The organism is Gammaproteobacteria bacterium (assembly GCA_029862005.1).
GTDB lineage: Bacteria > Pseudomonadota > Gammaproteobacteria.
In genome coordinates this window covers 146,470-163,890 of sequence record JAOTYD010000003.1, presented here as the reverse complement: position 1 = coordinate 163,890, position 17,421 = coordinate 146,470, and the positions used below count along the sequence as shown (strand labels likewise).

Here is a 17,421-nt window from a genome sequence, read left to right as displayed (position 1 = left end):
GATGTTAACCAACCGGCAACAGCAATGCCTGCAGGGAATCGGCATTCAAGTTTGGAGTGAACGTCAAGCTGTCCCCGGCGACAGGTCGGCAAGCGAACCTGTCGCCGAGGCAGGCAGCGACCCTGTATCACGAACCGAAGCTGATGTCATTGAAGGTTCGACTACCGTGATCCCGGTGAGCCCTGTTGCCGAGACATCTATTCCAGAAAGCTTCGCATCCTGGGATTCGATTATCGACGCAATCCATACCTGTGACGCCTGCGAGCTTGCGCAAAATTGCACGCAAAAAGTACCCGGAGTTGGTGACCGACACGCAGATCTTTTAATTATCGGCGAAGGCCCGGGGCACGAGGAAGATATTCGTGGCGAACCTTTTGTCGGACGCTCCGGGCAATTGCTCGACCGGATGCTGGCCGCAATCGGTATCTCGCGCGAACAGGTTTACATCACTAATATCGTAAAATGTCGCCCCCCCAATAATCGTGACCCGAAACCCCATGAGGCGCAACAATGCCGCGCCTACCTGGAGGCACAAATCGAGCAGCTTGCGCCCAGGGTAATTCTCTCGGTCGGTCGGGTATCCGCGCATAACCTGCTCAATACCAGTCAACCGGTTGGCAAGCTGATAAAGCAAATGCACAAACTGCCTGGAACTGAAATTCCGGTCAAGGTCACCTACCACCCGGCCTACCTGTTGCGCAACCCATCAGCCAAGGCTATCGCTTGGCAGGATCTAAAACTGCTCTACCAGATGCTGCAATGAGTAATTCCGAGTTGTGGTTTCGGCGCATGACCCTTGCCGACATCCGGTGGGTCATGAATGTCGAACGCGAGGTATACCAGTTTCCATGGACCGATAAAATCTTCAACGACTGTATTCGCGTCGGCTATCACTGCTGGCTGGCACTTTATCAGCAGAGTATCGTGGGTCACGCGGTTATCAGCGTCACCGCCGGCGAAAGTCACATGCTGAACCTGTCGATAGCCAGGGAACACCAGCGCAAGGGCTACGGGAGGCAATTTATCGAGTTTCTGGTCGAAGAGGCCCGTGACCGTGATGCACGGACGATGTTGCTCGAAGTTCGGCCGAGTAATACCGCCGCGATAAGTTGCTATAATTCGGCCGGCTTTAACGAAATCGGATGCCGTAAAGACTACTACCCTGCAAACGAAGGCCGTGAAGATGCCTTGTTGTTTGCAAGGCATATATCACCGCCTGGCGATGCGCTCAGCCGCTAGCCAGTCCTGTTAACAAGTTTGGAAGCTATACATGTCAGACATTGACGAAATGCGTCGACGCCGTACCTTTGCGATCATTTCGCATCCGGATGCCGGCAAGACGACGGTGACCGAGAAGCTGTTATTGTTTGGTAAGGCAATCCAGATGGCCGGCACCGTTAAAAGTCGCAAGGCGGCCAGGCACGCCACCTCCGACTGGATGGAACTGGAAAAACAGCGTGGCATCTCGGTAACCTCGTCGGTGATGCAGTTTCCCTACCGCGACATTATTATCAACCTGCTTGACACACCGGGACACGAGGATTTTTCGGAGGACACCTACCGAACCCTGACCGCGGTTGACTCTGCACTCATGGTGATCGACTGCGCCAAGGGCGTAGAGGCCCGTACCATTAAATTGATGGAGGTCTGCCGGTTACGCGATACCCCGATCATCACCTTCATTAACAAGCTCGATCGTGAAGGTCGGGACCCGATCGACCTGCTGGATGAAGTCGAAGAAGTGCTTAAGATTCAATGCGCACCGATTACCTGGCCCATCGGCATGGGGAAAAGTCTGAAAGGAGTGTTCCATTTACTCAACGACTCGGTGCATCTGTTTTCCGCGAGTGATGCGGAAAAAATATCGTCCGGTGAAGTGATAGAGGGTCTTGACAACCCGAGGCTTAACGATGTGTTGGGTGGCATGGCAGACGAACTGCGCGAGGAGATCGAGCTGGTGCGCGGCGCCGCCAGTGAATTTGATCTCGAAAGCTATCTTCGAGGCGAACTGACCCCGGTCTTCTTCGGATCCGCGATCAACAATTTCGGCATGGCCGAACTGCTCGATGCCATCAGCGCATACGCACCGCATCCCACGCCCCGCCCTGCCAGGAGCCGCGACGTTGCACCCGACGAGGACAAGCTCACCGGTTTCGTGTTCAAGATCCAGGCAAACATGGACAAGCAACACCGTGATCGAATTGCCTTCATGCGGATCTGTTCGGGAAAATATACCCGGGGCATGAAACTGCGGCACGTCCGTATCGGCAAAGACATGAAAATTCCGGATGCATTGACCTTTTTTGCGGCCGACCGCGGGCGCGTGGAAGAAGCCTATACCGGGGATATCATCGGCATTCACAACCACGGCACCATTCGAATCGGTGACAGCTTCAGCCAGGGCGAGCAGCTTGCCTTCACCGGTATCCCGAATTTCGCCCCGGAACTGTTCAGACGCGCGCAGCTGAAAGACCCGCTTAAAATGAAAGCCCTGCTGAAAGGATTGACCCAGTTATGCGAGGAAGGTGCAACCCAGCTATTCAGACCAATCGCCAACAATGACCTGATACTTGGAGCGGTCGGGGTGCTCCAGTTCGACGTGGTCGCTCATCGACTCAAAGACGAATACGGTGTGGACTGCCAGTTTGAAGCCGTTAACGTCAATACTGCCCGCTGGATCTCCTGCAGCGACAATAAAAAACTCGAGGAATTCAAAAAGAAAATGCGTAACAACCTGGCTCTCGACCATGCCGGGGACCTTGCCTACGTTGCCCCGTCACGGGTTAACCTGACCATGACCGAGGAACGTTGGCCTGAAATAGAATTTCTCGCAACCCGTGAGCATGGTGACTATGAGACTGAATAGGTGGATTTTACTTGCGGGCGTTATGGTTCTCTCCAGCATCAGCAAAATCTCAACTGCGGGCGTGGGCCTTGCGACGCGTGACCTCAATCCCGTGCTGCAACCAATCTATTTGCCGACCCAGGCTCCCGTTAACCCAGACAATGGCTGGCGAATCGACCACAGCTTTTATATAACGAATACCCTCCAGGAAGAAAGTGAAAGTGGCGAAAACCTGGTCATCGACGTGGAAAACTATCGCTACGAGCTCGGTTTCAGTTACCGCAAAGACCGATGGCTGGCGCAGGTAAATATTCCCTTCGCGGCCAACAGCGGCGGTCAGCTCGACGGATTGATCGATAGCTGGCACGAATTATTCGGATTACCTGAAGGCGATCGGGACAAGTTCCCCAAAGACGAATTTAACATCGAATACCTGCGCGAGGGAATCGAACAGTTTTCGCAGGATAGTGACACCAGCGGCCTCGGCGATCTTTCAATCGCAATCGGTTTTGAGTCGCAGAACGAGATCCGTTACTTCGTCGGCATCGAGTTACCGACCGGCTCCGAGTCAGATTTCAGCGGTAACGAGGCGGTCGATTTCGCAATCTGGATTTCGCGTGAAAAGCGTATCGATGAAGAAATGTCGCTCTACGGATTGCTGGGATTAAGTTTCCCCGCTGACGACGGCACCCTTGAAGGACTGATCGTCGATGAAATCTGGGTGGCCCAGCTAGGCCTCGAGTACCGATTTAGCGAGAAACTGGTCGGAATCGCCCAGCTTGACCTGCATTCCGAAACGATTGAAGACAGCGATCTGGACGCTTTCGATGAATCGCTTCAGATTCAACTGGGGCTCGGATTTCTCGGATTGTTCGAAAACCACCGGGTCGACCTGTTCTTCTCCGAAGATATCCTGGTCGGCACTGCACCCGATATCAGTTTTGGTGCCCGCCTGAGCACGGGATTCTGATTCAGGTTTAATCTTCGAGTACGGTCACAATTTGCGGATCGCTCTCCAGGGTCCGGTGCACCGGGCATTTGTCGGCGATCTCGAGCAATTTCTGGCGTTGCTCTCCACTCAGCTCACCTGCCAGGGAAATACGACGCGTAATGCGTTCGATCTTGTCATCACAATCGATGCAATCCTCGGCGTGTACGCGTTCATGTAGCAGTCGAATCGACACGTCTTCAAGCGGCAGTTTTTTAAAATTGGCATACATGCGCAGCGTCATCGAGGTACAGGCACCCAGCGACATCAGCAACAGGTCATAAGGATTCGGGCCCAAATCCGAGCCGCCGTACTTCTGCGGTTCATCTGCTCGCAGGAAGTGACTGTTAGTGTACATGCCACGTAAAAACTTTTGATTCAATTCGGATATCAGCACTTCGCCTGATACGAGGTCCGGATTCTCAACGGTATCCGTTTCGGGACCGAGCTCGAGATAGCGGCTTGTCCAGGAGGCGATTGTCAGCGCAACATACTCCGCATCGTCTGCCTTGCTCAATAGATGATCGGCCTGATCGAGCGAGATGAAGCTCTTCGGATGCCTTGCCGACTGGTAGATGCTGGCCGCCTCGTCGATCGACACAATTGTATCCACGGGCGAATGAAACACGAGAAGCGCAGCGTCAAGGTCGCGTATTTTTTCGGTTGACGAATATTGATCGATATCGTCAAGAAACTGTTTCTTGATCGAAAACTCGCGCGCGCCCAGTGCAACCACCGCTTCACCCTGCTGCTGGATCTGATCGGCCTTTTCCTTGAAAAGGTGGGCCACGTGTTGCGCGGTCGCGGGTGCGCCGATTGTTACCACTGCCTTGACGGAATCGAGTTTTACCGCCGCGCCGAGGACCGCGGCGCCACCGAGACTATGTCCGATCAGAATTTGCGGGGCTCGATAGCTTTCCTCAAGCGCCTTTGCGGCGAGGATCAAATCTTCGATGTTCGATGAAAAATTAGTATTGGCAAAATCGCCGTCGCTGCTGCCAAGCCCGGTAAAGTCGAAACGCAAAACTGCGATACCCCGGGTGGCGAGGGCGCGACTGATTCTTGATGCCGCGGCAATATCCTTGCCGCAGGTAAAGCAGTGCGCAAACAGTGCAAAACTGGAAACATCGCCAACCCGCTCGGGCAGTTCAAGCAAACCGGCCAGTTTTTCACCATTGGAATTTTCAAATTCCAGTTTGATTTTATTCATTATGTTGCCCCCAAAAGGTTATGATTGTGTGACTTGCAGTAAACCGACAGGTCCCCGTTGAAGCCACAGTTTAATCGAATTCTACGCAGGATTTTATTTCTCTGGGTAAAGGTCGATGTTTTCCCTGCAGGTAATCTGGCTTCGGTCCTGGATCCTGCGCGTCCTACACTCTATGTGCTTGCCGACCGTGGCATCAGTGATTTACTGGTATTAACCCAGGCCTGCCATCGCTACGGTCTTCCAGAGCCGCAGGCCCATATCCCGATCGATGCCTTAAGCCATTTGCACTCCGTTTACAGCATTGCTTCACGCAGCCCGCTGACCGACTGGATTAAACGCCGGCGCAAACGCTCGGCGAAGCTGACCGAATTAATGCAAGCCTTCGCAGACGACAAGGATCTGGATTTGCAGGTTGTGCCGGTTTCGGTTTTCTGGGGCCGCTCCCTGTCACGTCACAAAAACTGGCTGCAGGTCCTGTTCGCGGATACCTGGGCGCTTGCCGGGCGTACCCGCAAGTTCTTTACCATTTTATTTCACGGCCGTAACACGCGGCTTATTTTTTCGCAGGCGCTCGATTTTCGCGAGCTTATAGAACAAAACGGCAATGACGAACAGGATCTGCAGGAATCTCTGGTTGCCATGCTGCGTCAACAGCGTGAAGCCACCCATGGACCCCAGATTACCAGCCATAAGCACTTGTCCGCGAAAGTTATTGAAGATCAAATCGTTCAAAGCCTGGTCTCCGAAGAGGCCGATAGTACGCTGCAAAGCTATACAAGGGCACACAAGTATTGTCGCGAAATATTTGCCGACTGCACCCAGCTGACGATCGAAGTCATGCTGCGATTATTGCGTGCGTTCTGGAACCGATTCTATAGCGGAATCGAGGTATACAATGTCGAACGTATTCGCCAGGCTGCTCTGACTCATCAACTGGTGTACGTTCCCTGCCATCGGAGCCATGTCGATTACCTGCTACTTTCTTATGTAATATACAACGAGAACCTGGCACTACCGTATATCGCTGCAGGAGACAATCTCAATATTCCCTTTATCGGCCGGATACTGCGCGGCGGTGGGGCGTTTTTTATCCGCCGCAGTTTCAAGGATAACGCAGTCTACAACGCGGTAATTCGCGCCTATATTAACCAGCTGGTTGAGCTCGGGGTTCCGCTGGAATATTTTGTCGAGGGCGGCCGCAGTCGCACTGGAAGAATGCTCAAGCCCAGGTTCGGAATGCTTGGCATGACCGTCGATGCCTACATCAAGAGCCAGGTCCGACCCCTTGCTTTTGTTCCCGTTTATATCGGGTATGAGAAACTGATCGAGGGTAAATCTTACCTCGGTGAACTCTACGGGGGTAACAAGAAACGCGAGTCAACCCTGGGTGCCTTAACTGCAATTTTCAGGCTCAAGGGCCATTTCGGCAAGGTTACCACGAGCTTCGGCGAGCCCATTGAGCTCAACCAGATACTTCAACAACACTGCGACGACTTCTCGGATCGATACGAAGAGGTCAGGCAAAAACCCGAATGGTATCTTGCCAGCCTGCATCATCTGGCCCGGGAGATCATGTACGGTATCAATCGCGCCTGCGTCATCAACCCGGTCAATTCGATCGCCACCATTTTGCTTGCCACGCCCCGGCAAAGCATCGAAATTGAAGAGCTAATAAGCCAGGCCCGCCTCCATCACCGGCTCATCCGCGGGGCCCACTGCCTGGCGTCGATCCATATCGAAGGCAAGGTTAACAAGAAGCAGATCAGGCGTATTGCAGACCAGAAAATTATTCACATCCGCGAGCATGAACTGGGTGATATTGTTTACCTGAAGCCGAAGGATTCGGTCCTGATTGGATACTATCGCAACAATAGTTTACACAGCCTGGTTATCCCGGCGCTGATTGCCTGTTGTTTCGTCAATGTCCGACGGGTACCACGCGCCAGCGTACAGCGGAAAATAAAACTGCTTTACCCGTTTCTGAAATCGGAACTGCAACTGGAGTGGCAGGATACCGGTCTCGAGGAAATTGTCGATGAATGTATCTCCTGCCTTATCGACGAATCCCTGCTCGAGCAGGTCGACAAGGATTTACGACGTCCGCGGCGCAGTAATCACGAATTTATCCAGTTGACCAGGCTGGCGCACATTGTTCAGCCTATTCTCGAGCGATACTACATGACCTTTATCGTACTATGGCAAACTTCGGGGGATCCATTGCAGGAAGCGACACTGGAACATCGCTGCCATTTGCTCGCACAAAAAATCTCGATGATTTATGGCTTTAATTCACCTGACTTTTTCGACCGCCTGCTGTTTCGGGACTTTATAGAGACCATGCTCGAGAACGAATATCTGGTGAAGAACAATCAGCAGCAGCTGGAGTTCGCAACGGAATTCGATTACGTCAGTCTCGATGTACGTAACCTGCTCAGCACCGAGGTCCGCAGCAGTATCCTGTCCCTGATCAAGACCGCCCCCCAATAACCTGTCGCCAATCGGCAACCAATGAGGCTCCTCGGGACTGACTGGGTGGCCTGCGGCTCCCTGAAAAAGTATTTCGATATTGGACATGATTCTTGCCACGGTGAGTGGATCCCCACAAAAGTGTAGCGCGGCAGGGATGCCGCGCTCCAAGCGATTCCATGGATGGACCAACCGGCGCCTGCGCCGGTTGGAAGCGCCTTTTGTGGGGATCCACTCGCCATGGCAACGGCGGAGGCTTAAATGAGCGGGTTAGCGCCAGGTGCCGGGGATTTGCTTTTTGCCGTGGCAGAACTCGATTTTTACGATGTACATCCAGGCATCACCGTAGCTCGTCGGGATTTCAATGCGCTGGTAGAAGTGCGGGTACCACTCGAGGTCGTCCAGCATCCTGATCTGGCGATTACTGACGTGGTAAACCTCGCCCTCGATTGCATGACGGCCGTGCAGGCACACCGCGGGATAGTCGTCGAACTCGTACATCGAGTAAATTTTTTGAGTTTTAAAGTTACCGAGGAACTCGGCGCCATGCATGAAATGGCTATTGCGATGGCCTTTCTTCAAGGTGCCATAGACAAACACCCGATTCATAACTTTTCGTTAAACTGGCGTATTTTCCGGCGCTGCTTCTTGTCGGGACGGGTACTCGAACGGGGCCGCTGCATCATAGCCAACCTGCGTTTCTCCGCCTCGTCAACGCGTCGTTCGATACTACCCTCGGTTTCTCGGTACATGTTCTGTGCAGTGGAAGCCGGGCCACGACGGTCCGAGACATCGGTCACGATCACTTCATAACGCTCATACCCGCGCTGAATTTCATAGCAATCATTTAATTTAACCTTGCGCGACGGTTTTATTCGATTGCCTGCCAAGTGGACCTTGCCGCCGGAAACTGCCTCGCTGGCGAGTGCCCTGGTTTTGAAAAAGCGCGCTGCCCACAACCATCTATCGAGACGAACGGTATTTTCGTTATTACTCATCCGGCTACCGGTTATCATGTCTACGCGTTAATCATAATTCTTATTTACGTATTTCATAACCCTGTCCGCCATCGAAAAACCACTTAACACGGCCCCCTCGATGCGCGGCGCTGTGCACCAGTCACCGCAGGCACCGATCGCTCCCGGTTCGTCGAATAACGAATCTTCACTGATCGGATTGATGGGCAATGCGTGCTTCCAGCAATGCACCGAGGACGAGACCGGCTGACTGGCTCCCAGATCAGTTGCCTCCCAGAAAGCATCGAGCAGGGCATTCATAACACGACCCCGAAAACTGGCGGCATATTGCTGAGACCATTCAGGGGAGGCCTGTAAAACCCAGCAATCGGCATCGTTGCCAGTTTCGTTAATCCGGTAACGGGAAATCCAGGAAAGTGGGGAATCAAGAACGAATGCCGCATCGTAGGGAATGTTAAGCGTTTTCTCGAAAGCGAACATCGCACTCCAGCACGCGGTCATATCGACATTTTCAGCAGGCCTGGCAATTGTTGCAATCGCTCGACACAAACTGGCGACCTGGTGCGCCGAAGTCGCGATAATGACAATATCATGCACACCCTGATAATCGCCGCGTTCGTTGAAAAGCCGCCAGCCACCGCCCGCCTGCCGCTCCAGTTCGGATATATTGGCCGAAGTCACCAGATCGCAATTAAGCGCCAGTTTCTCCGCGATAACCTGCATCCGCGGCACACCGACAAACCGCTGCGTCGACATGTCGCTGTTAATAACCTGCCCTTTCTGCAGTTCGACGATCCAGCCGTCCCAGGGGCGCACGATACCCTCGGTCTGCCAGGCTGAAACTATATTCCAGAACAGTGGATTGTTTACCGTGAAATATTGTGCGCCGTGGTTAAACTCGTAATGCCCGGCCCGAAATGTCCCTACCCTACCGCCGGGGATTACGTTCTTCTCGAAAATCTTGACGTCTTCGATCAGGCCCTTTAGTGCTGTGCCACAGGTAAGTCCTGCCAGACCGGCGCCAATAATGGCGACTGATGGCTTTTTGCCCATCAGCGGTTTAGAGTGCCGGGAATTCGCCGGCGTACTTGGTAATCCACTCCTTGGCGGCTTCCTGGGGATTTAGCTCGCGCCCTTCCAGTCTCGCGATTTCCTTGCGATAGTGCTCGATGTGGCAAATTTGTTCAATCATTCGCAATCGAAACGCATCCCTGGATTTTTCGAACTCGATACCAATTTCGTAACCACTACCCGCCTTTTCACACCAGACAACATTACCGACCAGGTAATTTTCCTCGTTTAGTACCGGGATGCAGATCCTGACACGCTCCAGCAACTCGATCGGTTTATGAGAAACAAACGCGAGACCGCCAAGACTGACGTTGGTTATGGTCTGGTCTACGGTCTCGTCGTTTTCATCTTCCGCCCAGTCCAGCGAAACCTCTATCGGTACGCCTGCGGGGTGACGGATAAATTTTCGAATCGTCGTGTTATCTGGCAATGGTTACCAACATCTTATTCAGCTTAGCGACAAAACCGGCGGGGTCATCCAGTTGGCCACCCTCAGCCAGCAATGCCTGATCAAATAAGATACTAGACCAGTCTGCGAACTTCTTCTTAGATTTTTCGGCATCGAGCTTCTTAACGATCGGGTGATCCGTATTGATCTCCAGAATCGGCTTGGAACTCGGCAAATCATGCCCCGCTTCCTTGAGGATGCGCTGCATATGCATGGCCATGTCCTGCTCATTGAGCACGATGCAGGCCGGTGAATCAGTCAGGCGATTGGTAACGCGAACATCAGCGGCTTTTTCAGCGAGCGCATCCTTCATTCGTTTGAGCAGTTTCTCAGCTGATTTTGCCTTCTTTTCGAGCTCTTGCTCCGAAGTTTCATCGTCACCCAGGTCGAGTTCTCCTTTCGCGACCGATTGCAATTTCTTGCCCCCGTATTCCATCAGGTGGGAAGTCAACCATTCATCGACCCGATCCGAAAGCAGTAATACCTCGACTCCCTTCTTGCGAAAGATTTCCAGGTGCGGGCTGTTGCTGGCGGCCGCGTGGGAGTCGGCTGCAATGTAGTAGATCTTGTCCTGGTCTTTCTGCATACGCCCGATATAGTCGTCCAGTGAAACAGTTTGCTCTTCATCACCGGTATGCGTTGTCGAAAAACGCAGCAATTTACCGATTGTTTCTCGATTAGCGAAATCTTCGGCTGGGCCTTCCTTTATTACCTTGCCAAATTCCTTCCAGAATTTCTGATATTTCTCGGGATCATTCCTGGCCATTTTTTCGAGCATGCCCAATACTTTCTTGACCGAGCCGCTGCGAATACTGTCGATAATCTTGCTACCCTGCAGCATTTCGCGCGATATATTGAGTGGCAAATTGCTGGAATCGATCACACCGCGAACGAATCGCAGGTAGCGGGGCATCAGTTTTTCGGCATCTTCCATGATAAACACGCGCTGCACGTAAAGCTTGATACCTGAGCGGGATTCGCGGTCGTAAAGGTCAAACGGCGCCCGCGCGGGAATATAGAGTAAGGAGGTGTACTCATTCGTGCCTTCGACACGATTGTGAATCCAGTCAATCGGATCCTCAAAATCATGTGCAACGTGCTTGTAGAACTCCTTGTATTCCTCGTCCTTGATTTCAGACCTGGGGCGGGTCCACAGCGCCGAGGCCTGGTTAACCATCTCTTCTTCAACCACGGTTTCGCCATCATCCTCTTCAGGCTCAACCGTTTTATCCATGACCACCGGGAAATCGATATGATCCGAGTAGGCGGTAATAATCGAACGCAGTTTCCAGTCGTTTAGAAACTCGTCTTCACTTTCGCGCAGCTTGAGGGTTACTTCGGTACCGCGGCCCGGTTTATCGATTGAAGCAATACTATATTCACCTTTCCCCTGCGACACCCACTCGACACCCTGGTCGGATTTGTCACCCGCTTTGCGGGTGCGCAAGGTGACTTCTTCCGCGACGATGAAAGACGAGTAAAATCCAACGCCGAACTGGCCGATAAGCTTGGCGTCCTTTTTCTCATCGCCGGTAATCGAATCGAGAAATGCGCGGGTTCCGGATTTCGCGATAGTACCAATATGATCGATGACTTCTTCGCGCGTCATACCGATACCGTTATCACTAATCGTTATCGTACGGTTGTCCTTGTCGTAACTGATCTTGATCTTGAGTTCGATGTCTTCTTCGTAAAGACTGGCATCCGATATCGCGGTGAAGCGTAATCGATCGCAGGCATCAGAGGCATTCGATATTAGTTCACGCAGGAATATTTCCTTGTTCGAGTACAGCGAATGAATCATCAGATCCAGCAGCTGGTTAACTTCGGTTTCAAAGCCCCGGGTTTCAGTATTTGCGGTTGCAGTCATAGCTCGTTTTCTCCGACTGGAAGGTGATAATTAACGCAACTATATGCGGTTATCGAGGCATATTTTCAAGCGTGATGGCATCGAATTTTGGCTGACATTGAGCCTGTCTCTTCTACTGAACGCTCTGATTCAGCCACAATTGCTGGATCTTGTGATTCAAAATGGAGCGTCGGGCGGCATCATCGATAACGCTCAGCAATTCCTTGTAAATCCTGCGCGCATCATCGACCAGGCCGGACTCCTGCAGGCTTTCTGCCGCGTTGAATCTGGCGGTCTGAGCCCAGGGATCCATCGAGTCCGGCGCCGGCAGCATCGCGGACTGTAGATACAGCAGAGCCGCCTGGTCGAACTGCTTCAGGCCGCGGTAGGAGTCCGCGATCCAGTATAAAATCTCGCGTCGCTGCTTGGGTTCGATCTCGAGACTCAATAGCCGATTGAAATGGGTAATCGCGTCTTCATGCAGGTTCACGGTTTGGAGATCGAACAGGACTTGCAGAATTCGGTCGGTTGCTGCAGGCTCGACTTCGCGATACTCCCGAATCAGATTTTGTAGTACCTGGTTTCCTTCCTCGTATCGTCCACCCAGTATCAGCACCCGGGATTGACGTAATTGCCAATCGAATCGACTTGTGCCCTCGGGGAAGGAGTTCAGGCCTGACATCAGGCGTGTCGCTTCTTCTATATCAGTTGATTTCAACGCCAGATCAACGAGCTGATAGCGTATCCCATGCGGAATCTTGCGCGCGTTGGAAAAGATCTCGCTTCGATTGAACAGATTCTCCAGCAGATTACGTTCCGCTTCGTCAACCTCGGCAAACGTATCCATATAACCAGCGGCTGCCAGATTCAAAGTCTCATTTTCTGCTGATTGCAATATCAGCATTGCGAACAGGGAGCGTGACTTAACCGGGGTTACCTTGCTCGACTTGGTCGCCATCTCCAACCATTGATCATCTGCCCCGAGCAACAGTTCGGATCGATTGCCCACCAGTTCAGCATATTCAAGGTAGGCCTGCCACAACCTGTCGACGGGTATCTGGAATAGCCGCAGAGGTGACTGCACCCCGATTCGAAATAACGATTCCAAGGCAACCACGCGATCCACCGGCGACATCCGCTCGGTGGCAAAGTATCCCAGTGCCCATAATGTCGCTCGTTCTTCGGCGCCGACCGCTTTGTTTTCGCTGCGCTTTTTAACCTGCTGCCAGAGTTCAGCCTTGTCGATCTGATCCAATCTGAAACTGGCCAGCATGCTGGTCAACCTTGCCTGCCAGGCTTCCTGTCCCTGTAAAATAAGGATCGCCTGTTCATAACGGCCTGAATCAATTAATACCCTTGCGCGCAACAGCAACCAGTCCAGATCGGTACTGTCGAAATCCTGGTCGAAGCGGAGCATCGCAATTCGTGCTTCCTCGATACGGCCATCTTCGATGTAGGTTTCAATGACTTGTCGGCGCCATGTCTCGTATTCGCCCGACTCACCGGCCGAAGCCTGCCAGAGTTGTTGTCGCAGCACCTGGCGCGCGGTTGCGGTTTGGCCAAGTTCAAAAAAAGCCTTTGCCTGGTAAGTCACAACCTGATGCTTGAATTGATTAGGGACATCATGTGGCAATCCCTCGATGCGGATCAGCAACTGATCCCACTGCTGCCATTGTGATAATATTGCCAGTCGTTCCTGCTCCCAGAGTATCCACTCGTACAAATCATCATCAACGCTGGGTTGGGCCTGGTCGAGCATTTTCAAAGTCAGCCCGGGAGCGCCCGCAGCTGAAATATTCTTCAACAGGTCGAGTCGTTCGTCAGCAGTAACCGGGGATAACAATCCCAGGCCCACTGCGACGAAGAGTAATATTCTTGAACTGAGCATCAGCTGGTTAACTGCCATAAAAAAAGCGTGCAGCCCGGGCATACACGCTTTTTGTCCAGCATTTTCGCAACGAAAGGGTCTACAACTTTTCCCGAATGCGCGCTGCTTTGCCCGTACGCCCACGCAGGTAATACAGCTTGGCGCGCCGAACCTTTCCGCGTCGCTTCACCTTGATCTCTGCAATCAGGGGGCTATGGGTCTGGAAAACACGTTCTACACCCTCGCCGTGGGAGATCTTGCGTACCGTGAAAGCCGAGTTAATACCGCGATTTCGCTTCGCAATTACGACACCCTCATAAGCCTGCAAACGCTCTCGTGCTCCCTCTTTTACGCGCACCTGAACGATCACGATATCCCCGGGCGAAAATGCAGGAATATCAGACCTCATCTGTTCCGCATCGAGTTGTGCAATTATGTTGCTCATGTCAATTCCTCAAATAACTCAAGTTCTACGCGGTGTAATTTACCGCTTGCGAGTCCTTTCAGCCTCGCTGATGTAAGCATCCAGCAAAGCCTGTTGTCTCGTATCAAGCCTGATCTGTTGCAGCAGATCGGGCCGCCGCTGCCAGGTGCGCCCGAGTGCCTGTTGCTCACGCCAGGCGTCAATTTCACGGTGGTTGCCGTTTAACAACACCTCTGGAACGCTATCTCCCAGGTAGTTCTCTGGCCGCGTGTAATGCGGGTAATCCAGTAAACCGGCGCTAAACGAATCCTGCTGCGCCGAGTCCTCATGTCCGAGTGCGCCCGGTATCAGTCGGGTCATCGCATCGATACAGACCATCGCTGCGAGCTCTCCTCCACTGATGACATAATCACCAATAGACCATTCTTCGTCCACTTCCCGCTGGATCAGGCGCTCATCGATACCCTCGTAGCGACCGCATAAAAAAATAACCGATCCAAGTTCCACCTGCCGGGCCAGTTTTTGCTGCTTAAGCAACTCACCCTGCGGGCTAAGGTACACCAGACGGGCATCAGGATTCTGTTCCCGTACTGCGCCGATTGCGTCCTGCAGCGGCTGTACCTTCATTAACATTCCCGGGCCCCCACCGTAAGGCCGATCATCGACCGAGCGGTGCCTGTCCCGGGTATAGTCGCGCGGATTCCAGCAACACAGCTCGAGCAATTTCTGCTCGGCGGCGCGCCCGACAACCCCGCAACTTATCACCTGTTCGACCAGCTCGGGAAACAGCGTGATTACATCGATTCGCATCTCAGTACTCGGGTGACCAGTCAACCACCAGACGCCGGTTTACCAGGTCAACCTCCCTGACAATCTGATCCATTACAAACGGTATTAAGCGCTCGCGCTCTCCTTTTAATACCATCACATCGTCTGCGCCGGTTTCCATCATCGAGGCGACCTCTCCGAGCGGGTCGCCCTCGAGCGTTTCCACCGATAACCCGACCAGGTCGGACCAGTAGTATTCCCCGGCTTCCAGGCTGGGTAATTGTTCCGGTTTTATGAAAATCCGGCAACCGATCAACTCATCTGCCTGGGTTCGGTCCTCGATTCCCTCAAGTCTCGCGACCACGTTCTTGCCCTGCAAACGTCCCGTCACCGACGTCACTTTGAGTTCTTTACCCTGTTCGATATACCAGGGACCGTAACTTACGATGTTCTCGCGTGGGCTCGTGTTCGAAAACACCCTGACCCAGCCTTTTAATCCTTGCGAACCCAGGATGTGCCCAACACAGATCAGATCATCATCGTGTTGGCCCATGCCTACTTAAGCCGCAGCTTTGCGTGCTCCCTTGATCAAACTGGCGACGCGCTCACTGGGCTTCGCACCCTGAGAAATCCAGTAATCGATCCGACTATCGTCGAGTTTCAGCTCCTGCTCCTGGCCACGGGCCTGGGGATTGAAGAAACCGACGCGCTCTATGTAGCGGCCATCGCGCGCGCGACGGCTGTCGCTTACCACAACGTGATAAAACGGGCGTCTTTTAGAGCCACCGCGTGCCAATCGAATTGAAACCATACAAAATCTCCAATAATAATCGAATCCGAAGATCGACCCCGAACACCTGCTACCTGTCATCAGACAACAGTTTGCCACTGACCCTCAGGTCAGAAGACCGCGTATTGTACCTAAATAAACCCGCCTGTGAAGTCTTAAAACCCTGTTTTTATGAGGATATTTCCAGGAATGCCCTGTCGTGATTTTTCAGCAACCGCAAGGAAGCAGCGCGCGCGGGACCTGCGTATAGATAACAGGCGCTCGTTCGAGCACGATGCTGACGCGGCTATTGTTAATAAAGCGTGACTTTAAAAGGGCATTCCACCGGGTGGAAGCCTGCCTTTCATTCCCCGCATCATGTTCGCCATACCGCCCTTGCTACCCATCTTTTTCATCATGCGCTGCATTTGTTTATGCTGTTTGAGCAGACGGTTGACGTCCTGGATCTGAGTTCCGGATCCCTGCGCAACCCTGCGTTTGCGCGATCCATTGATCACGTCGGGCCGGCGCCGCTCGAGCGGTGTCATCGAATCGATGATCGCGACCATGCGTTTCATCTGACTGGCATGCTGAGGATTCTGCATCGCCTGCGCGACGCCAGTCCCCATTCCCGGTAACTTGTCGATCAGGTTTCCCAGTCCGCCCATTTTTTCCATCTGGGTAAACTGGTCACGCAGGTCCTCAAGGTCAAAACCCTTGCCCTTCTTGACTTTACGTGCCAGTTTCTCCGCTTTTTCCTGATCAACTTTTTCATGTGCCTGTTCCACCAGCGACAGGATGTCGCCCATTCCGAGAATGCGAGAGGCGATACGGTCCGGATGGAATGCTTCCAGCGCATCCGTTTTTTCACCGGAGCCGATAAACTTGATCGGCTTGCCGGTAATGTACCGGACCGACAGGGCTGCACCACCACGCGCATCACCATCGATCTTGGTGAGCACCACCCCGCTCAGCGGCAGCGCGTCATTAAACGCTTTAGCGGTATTGGCGGCATCCTGTCCAGTCATGCTGTCGACGACAAACAGGGTTTCGATCGGATCCACCGCGTCATGGATAGCACGGATTTCATCCATCATTTGCGTATCGATGGCCAGTCGCCCCGCGGTGTCGAGGATTAATACGTCAACACCGGCGGTGGTGGCCGCAGAAAGGGCCTCTTGCGCGATTGCAACCGGTTTCTGCGCACTACTACTGGGATGGAATTCGACATCGACTTCAGCCGCAAGCGTTTTCAGCTGTTCGATCGCGGCCGGACGATACACGTCGGCACTGGCTACCATCACCGACTTTTTCTCAACCTCCCGTAACCTGCGTGCAAGTTTAGCCGCGGTCGTGGTCTTACCTGCTCCCTGCAGTCCTGCCATCAATACGACCACGGGTGGTTTATGATTCAGATCAATAACCGACTGGGATTCTCCCATGATCGAGACCAGCTCGTCGTTAACGACCTTGATCAGCACCTGCCCGGGCGAGATGCTCGCGATAACATCCTGACCCAGCGCCTTGACCCGTACGGCCTCGATAAACTCCTTGACGACCGGAAGCGCGACATCGGCCTCGAGCAATGCCATGCGAACCTCGCGCAGGCTATCCCGAATATTATCTTCGGTGAGACGGCCCCGGCCACGCAGGTCTTGCAGCGTTTTGGATAAACGGTCGGTCAGGTTCTCGAACATGAAGTGGCCTCGAGGCTATGCAAAGGCCGGATTATACCAGCG

17 protein-coding genes are annotated in these 17,421 nt (G+C 53.1%); 5 read left to right on the top strand and 12 right to left on the bottom strand.

The features are described 5' to 3' along the window. Nucleotide 1: 1 nt before the first annotated feature. The 4 genes from OES20_03820 to OES20_03805 are packed head-to-tail and all read left to right on the top strand — an operon-like array spanning nucleotide 2 to nucleotide 3,815. Nucleotides 2–763 (top strand): uracil-DNA glycosylase, encoded by a 762-nt coding sequence (locus tag OES20_03820; protein MDH3633812.1) that lies wholly within the window; start codon nucleotides 2–4, stop codon nucleotides 761–763. After that, nucleotides 760–1,239, top strand: a complete 480-nt coding sequence (gene rimI, locus OES20_03815; protein ID MDH3633811.1) for a ribosomal protein S18-alanine N-acetyltransferase — start codon at nucleotides 760–762, stop codon at nucleotides 1,237–1,239. Before OES20_03820 ends, rimI begins: the two co-directional genes overlap by 4 nt. A gap of 31 nt (nucleotides 1,240–1,270) precedes the next feature. Continuing rightward, entirely contained in the window at nucleotides 1,271–2,866 is a 1,596-nt protein-coding gene (locus OES20_03810; protein MDH3633810.1) for a peptide chain release factor 3, read from the top strand. Beyond that, nucleotides 2,853–3,815, top strand: a complete 963-nt coding sequence (locus OES20_03805; GenBank protein ID MDH3633809.1) for a DUF3187 family protein — start codon at nucleotides 2,853–2,855, stop codon at nucleotides 3,813–3,815. The genes OES20_03810 and OES20_03805 overlap by 14 nt, the downstream gene beginning before the upstream one ends. 7 nt (nucleotides 3,816–3,822) lie before the next feature. Here the strand turns inward: OES20_03805 and OES20_03800 are convergent, their stop codons facing one another. Further along, on the bottom strand, nucleotides 3,823–5,043 hold the full coding sequence (locus OES20_03800; GenBank protein MDH3633808.1) for a bifunctional alpha/beta hydrolase/OsmC family protein: 1,221 nt from the start codon (nucleotides 5,041–5,043) through the stop codon (nucleotides 3,823–3,825). A 57-nt stretch (nucleotides 5,044–5,100) separates the two neighbouring features. On the opposite strand from OES20_03800, the gene plsB reads away from it, so the two are divergent. After that, the gene (gene plsB / locus OES20_03795; GenBank protein ID MDH3633807.1) at nucleotides 5,101–7,530 is read left to right on the top strand and encodes a glycerol-3-phosphate 1-O-acyltransferase PlsB; all 2,430 of its coding nucleotides are present in this window, start codon (nucleotides 5,101–5,103) and stop codon (nucleotides 7,528–7,530) included. 249 nt (nucleotides 7,531–7,779) lie between these two features. Here plsB and OES20_03790 read toward each other — a convergent pair whose 3' ends face one another. The 11 genes from OES20_03790 to ffh all read right to left on the bottom strand — a co-directional run bounded on the left by OES20_03790 (nucleotide 7,780) and on the right by ffh (nucleotide 17,379). Then, nucleotides 7,780–8,118 (bottom strand): gamma-glutamylcyclotransferase, encoded by a 339-nt coding sequence (locus OES20_03790; GenBank protein ID MDH3633806.1) that lies wholly within the window; start codon nucleotides 8,116–8,118, stop codon nucleotides 7,780–7,782. After that, nucleotides 8,115–8,507: a S4 domain-containing protein gene (locus tag OES20_03785; GenBank protein MDH3633805.1), complete on the bottom strand. Its 393-nt coding sequence runs from the start codon at nucleotides 8,505–8,507 to the stop codon at nucleotides 8,115–8,117. Before OES20_03785 ends, OES20_03790 begins: the two co-directional genes overlap by 4 nt. 27 nt (nucleotides 8,508–8,534) lie before the next feature. Then, nucleotides 8,535–9,539, bottom strand: a complete 1,005-nt coding sequence (locus OES20_03780; protein MDH3633804.1) for an NAD(P)-binding protein — start codon at nucleotides 9,537–9,539, stop codon at nucleotides 8,535–8,537. A gap of 7 nt (nucleotides 9,540–9,546) precedes the next feature. Beyond that, on the bottom strand, nucleotides 9,547–9,987 hold the full coding sequence (locus OES20_03775) for a PilZ domain-containing protein (GenBank protein ID MDH3633803.1): 441 nt from the start codon (nucleotides 9,985–9,987) through the stop codon (nucleotides 9,547–9,549). Beyond that, on the bottom strand, nucleotides 9,977–11,875 hold the full coding sequence (gene htpG / locus OES20_03770) for a molecular chaperone HtpG (GenBank protein ID MDH3633802.1): 1,899 nt from the start codon (nucleotides 11,873–11,875) through the stop codon (nucleotides 9,977–9,979). The genes OES20_03775 and htpG overlap by 11 nt, the downstream gene beginning before the upstream one ends. A gap of 112 nt (nucleotides 11,876–11,987) precedes the next feature. Continuing rightward, nucleotides 11,988–13,760 carry a hypothetical protein gene (locus tag OES20_03765; GenBank protein ID MDH3633801.1) on the bottom strand — a complete coding sequence of 591 codons (1,773 nt, stop codon included), beginning with the start codon at nucleotides 13,758–13,760 and terminating at the stop codon, nucleotides 11,988–11,990. 61 nt (nucleotides 13,761–13,821) lie between these two features. Further along, nucleotides 13,822–14,166 (bottom strand): 50S ribosomal protein L19, encoded by a 345-nt coding sequence (rplS, locus tag OES20_03760; GenBank protein MDH3633800.1) that lies wholly within the window; start codon nucleotides 14,164–14,166, stop codon nucleotides 13,822–13,824. A gap of 39 nt (nucleotides 14,167–14,205) precedes the next feature. Further along, nucleotides 14,206–14,955, bottom strand: a complete 750-nt coding sequence (trmD, locus tag OES20_03755; GenBank protein MDH3633799.1) for a tRNA (guanosine(37)-N1)-methyltransferase TrmD — start codon at nucleotides 14,953–14,955, stop codon at nucleotides 14,206–14,208. 1 nt (nucleotide 14,956) lies between these two features. Next, nucleotides 14,957–15,466, bottom strand: coding sequence for a ribosome maturation factor RimM (gene rimM / locus OES20_03750; protein ID MDH3633798.1), 510 nt, complete (start codon nucleotides 15,464–15,466; stop codon nucleotides 14,957–14,959). A 6-nt stretch (nucleotides 15,467–15,472) separates the two neighbouring features. Beyond that, nucleotides 15,473–15,724, bottom strand: a complete 252-nt coding sequence (gene rpsP / locus OES20_03745) for a 30S ribosomal protein S16 (protein MDH3633797.1) — start codon at nucleotides 15,722–15,724, stop codon at nucleotides 15,473–15,475. Between the two features lie 287 nt (nucleotides 15,725–16,011). Continuing rightward, on the bottom strand, nucleotides 16,012–17,379 hold the full coding sequence (gene ffh, locus OES20_03740) for a signal recognition particle protein (protein ID MDH3633796.1): 1,368 nt from the start codon (nucleotides 17,377–17,379) through the stop codon (nucleotides 16,012–16,014). Nucleotides 17,380–17,421 lie beyond the last annotated feature (42 nt).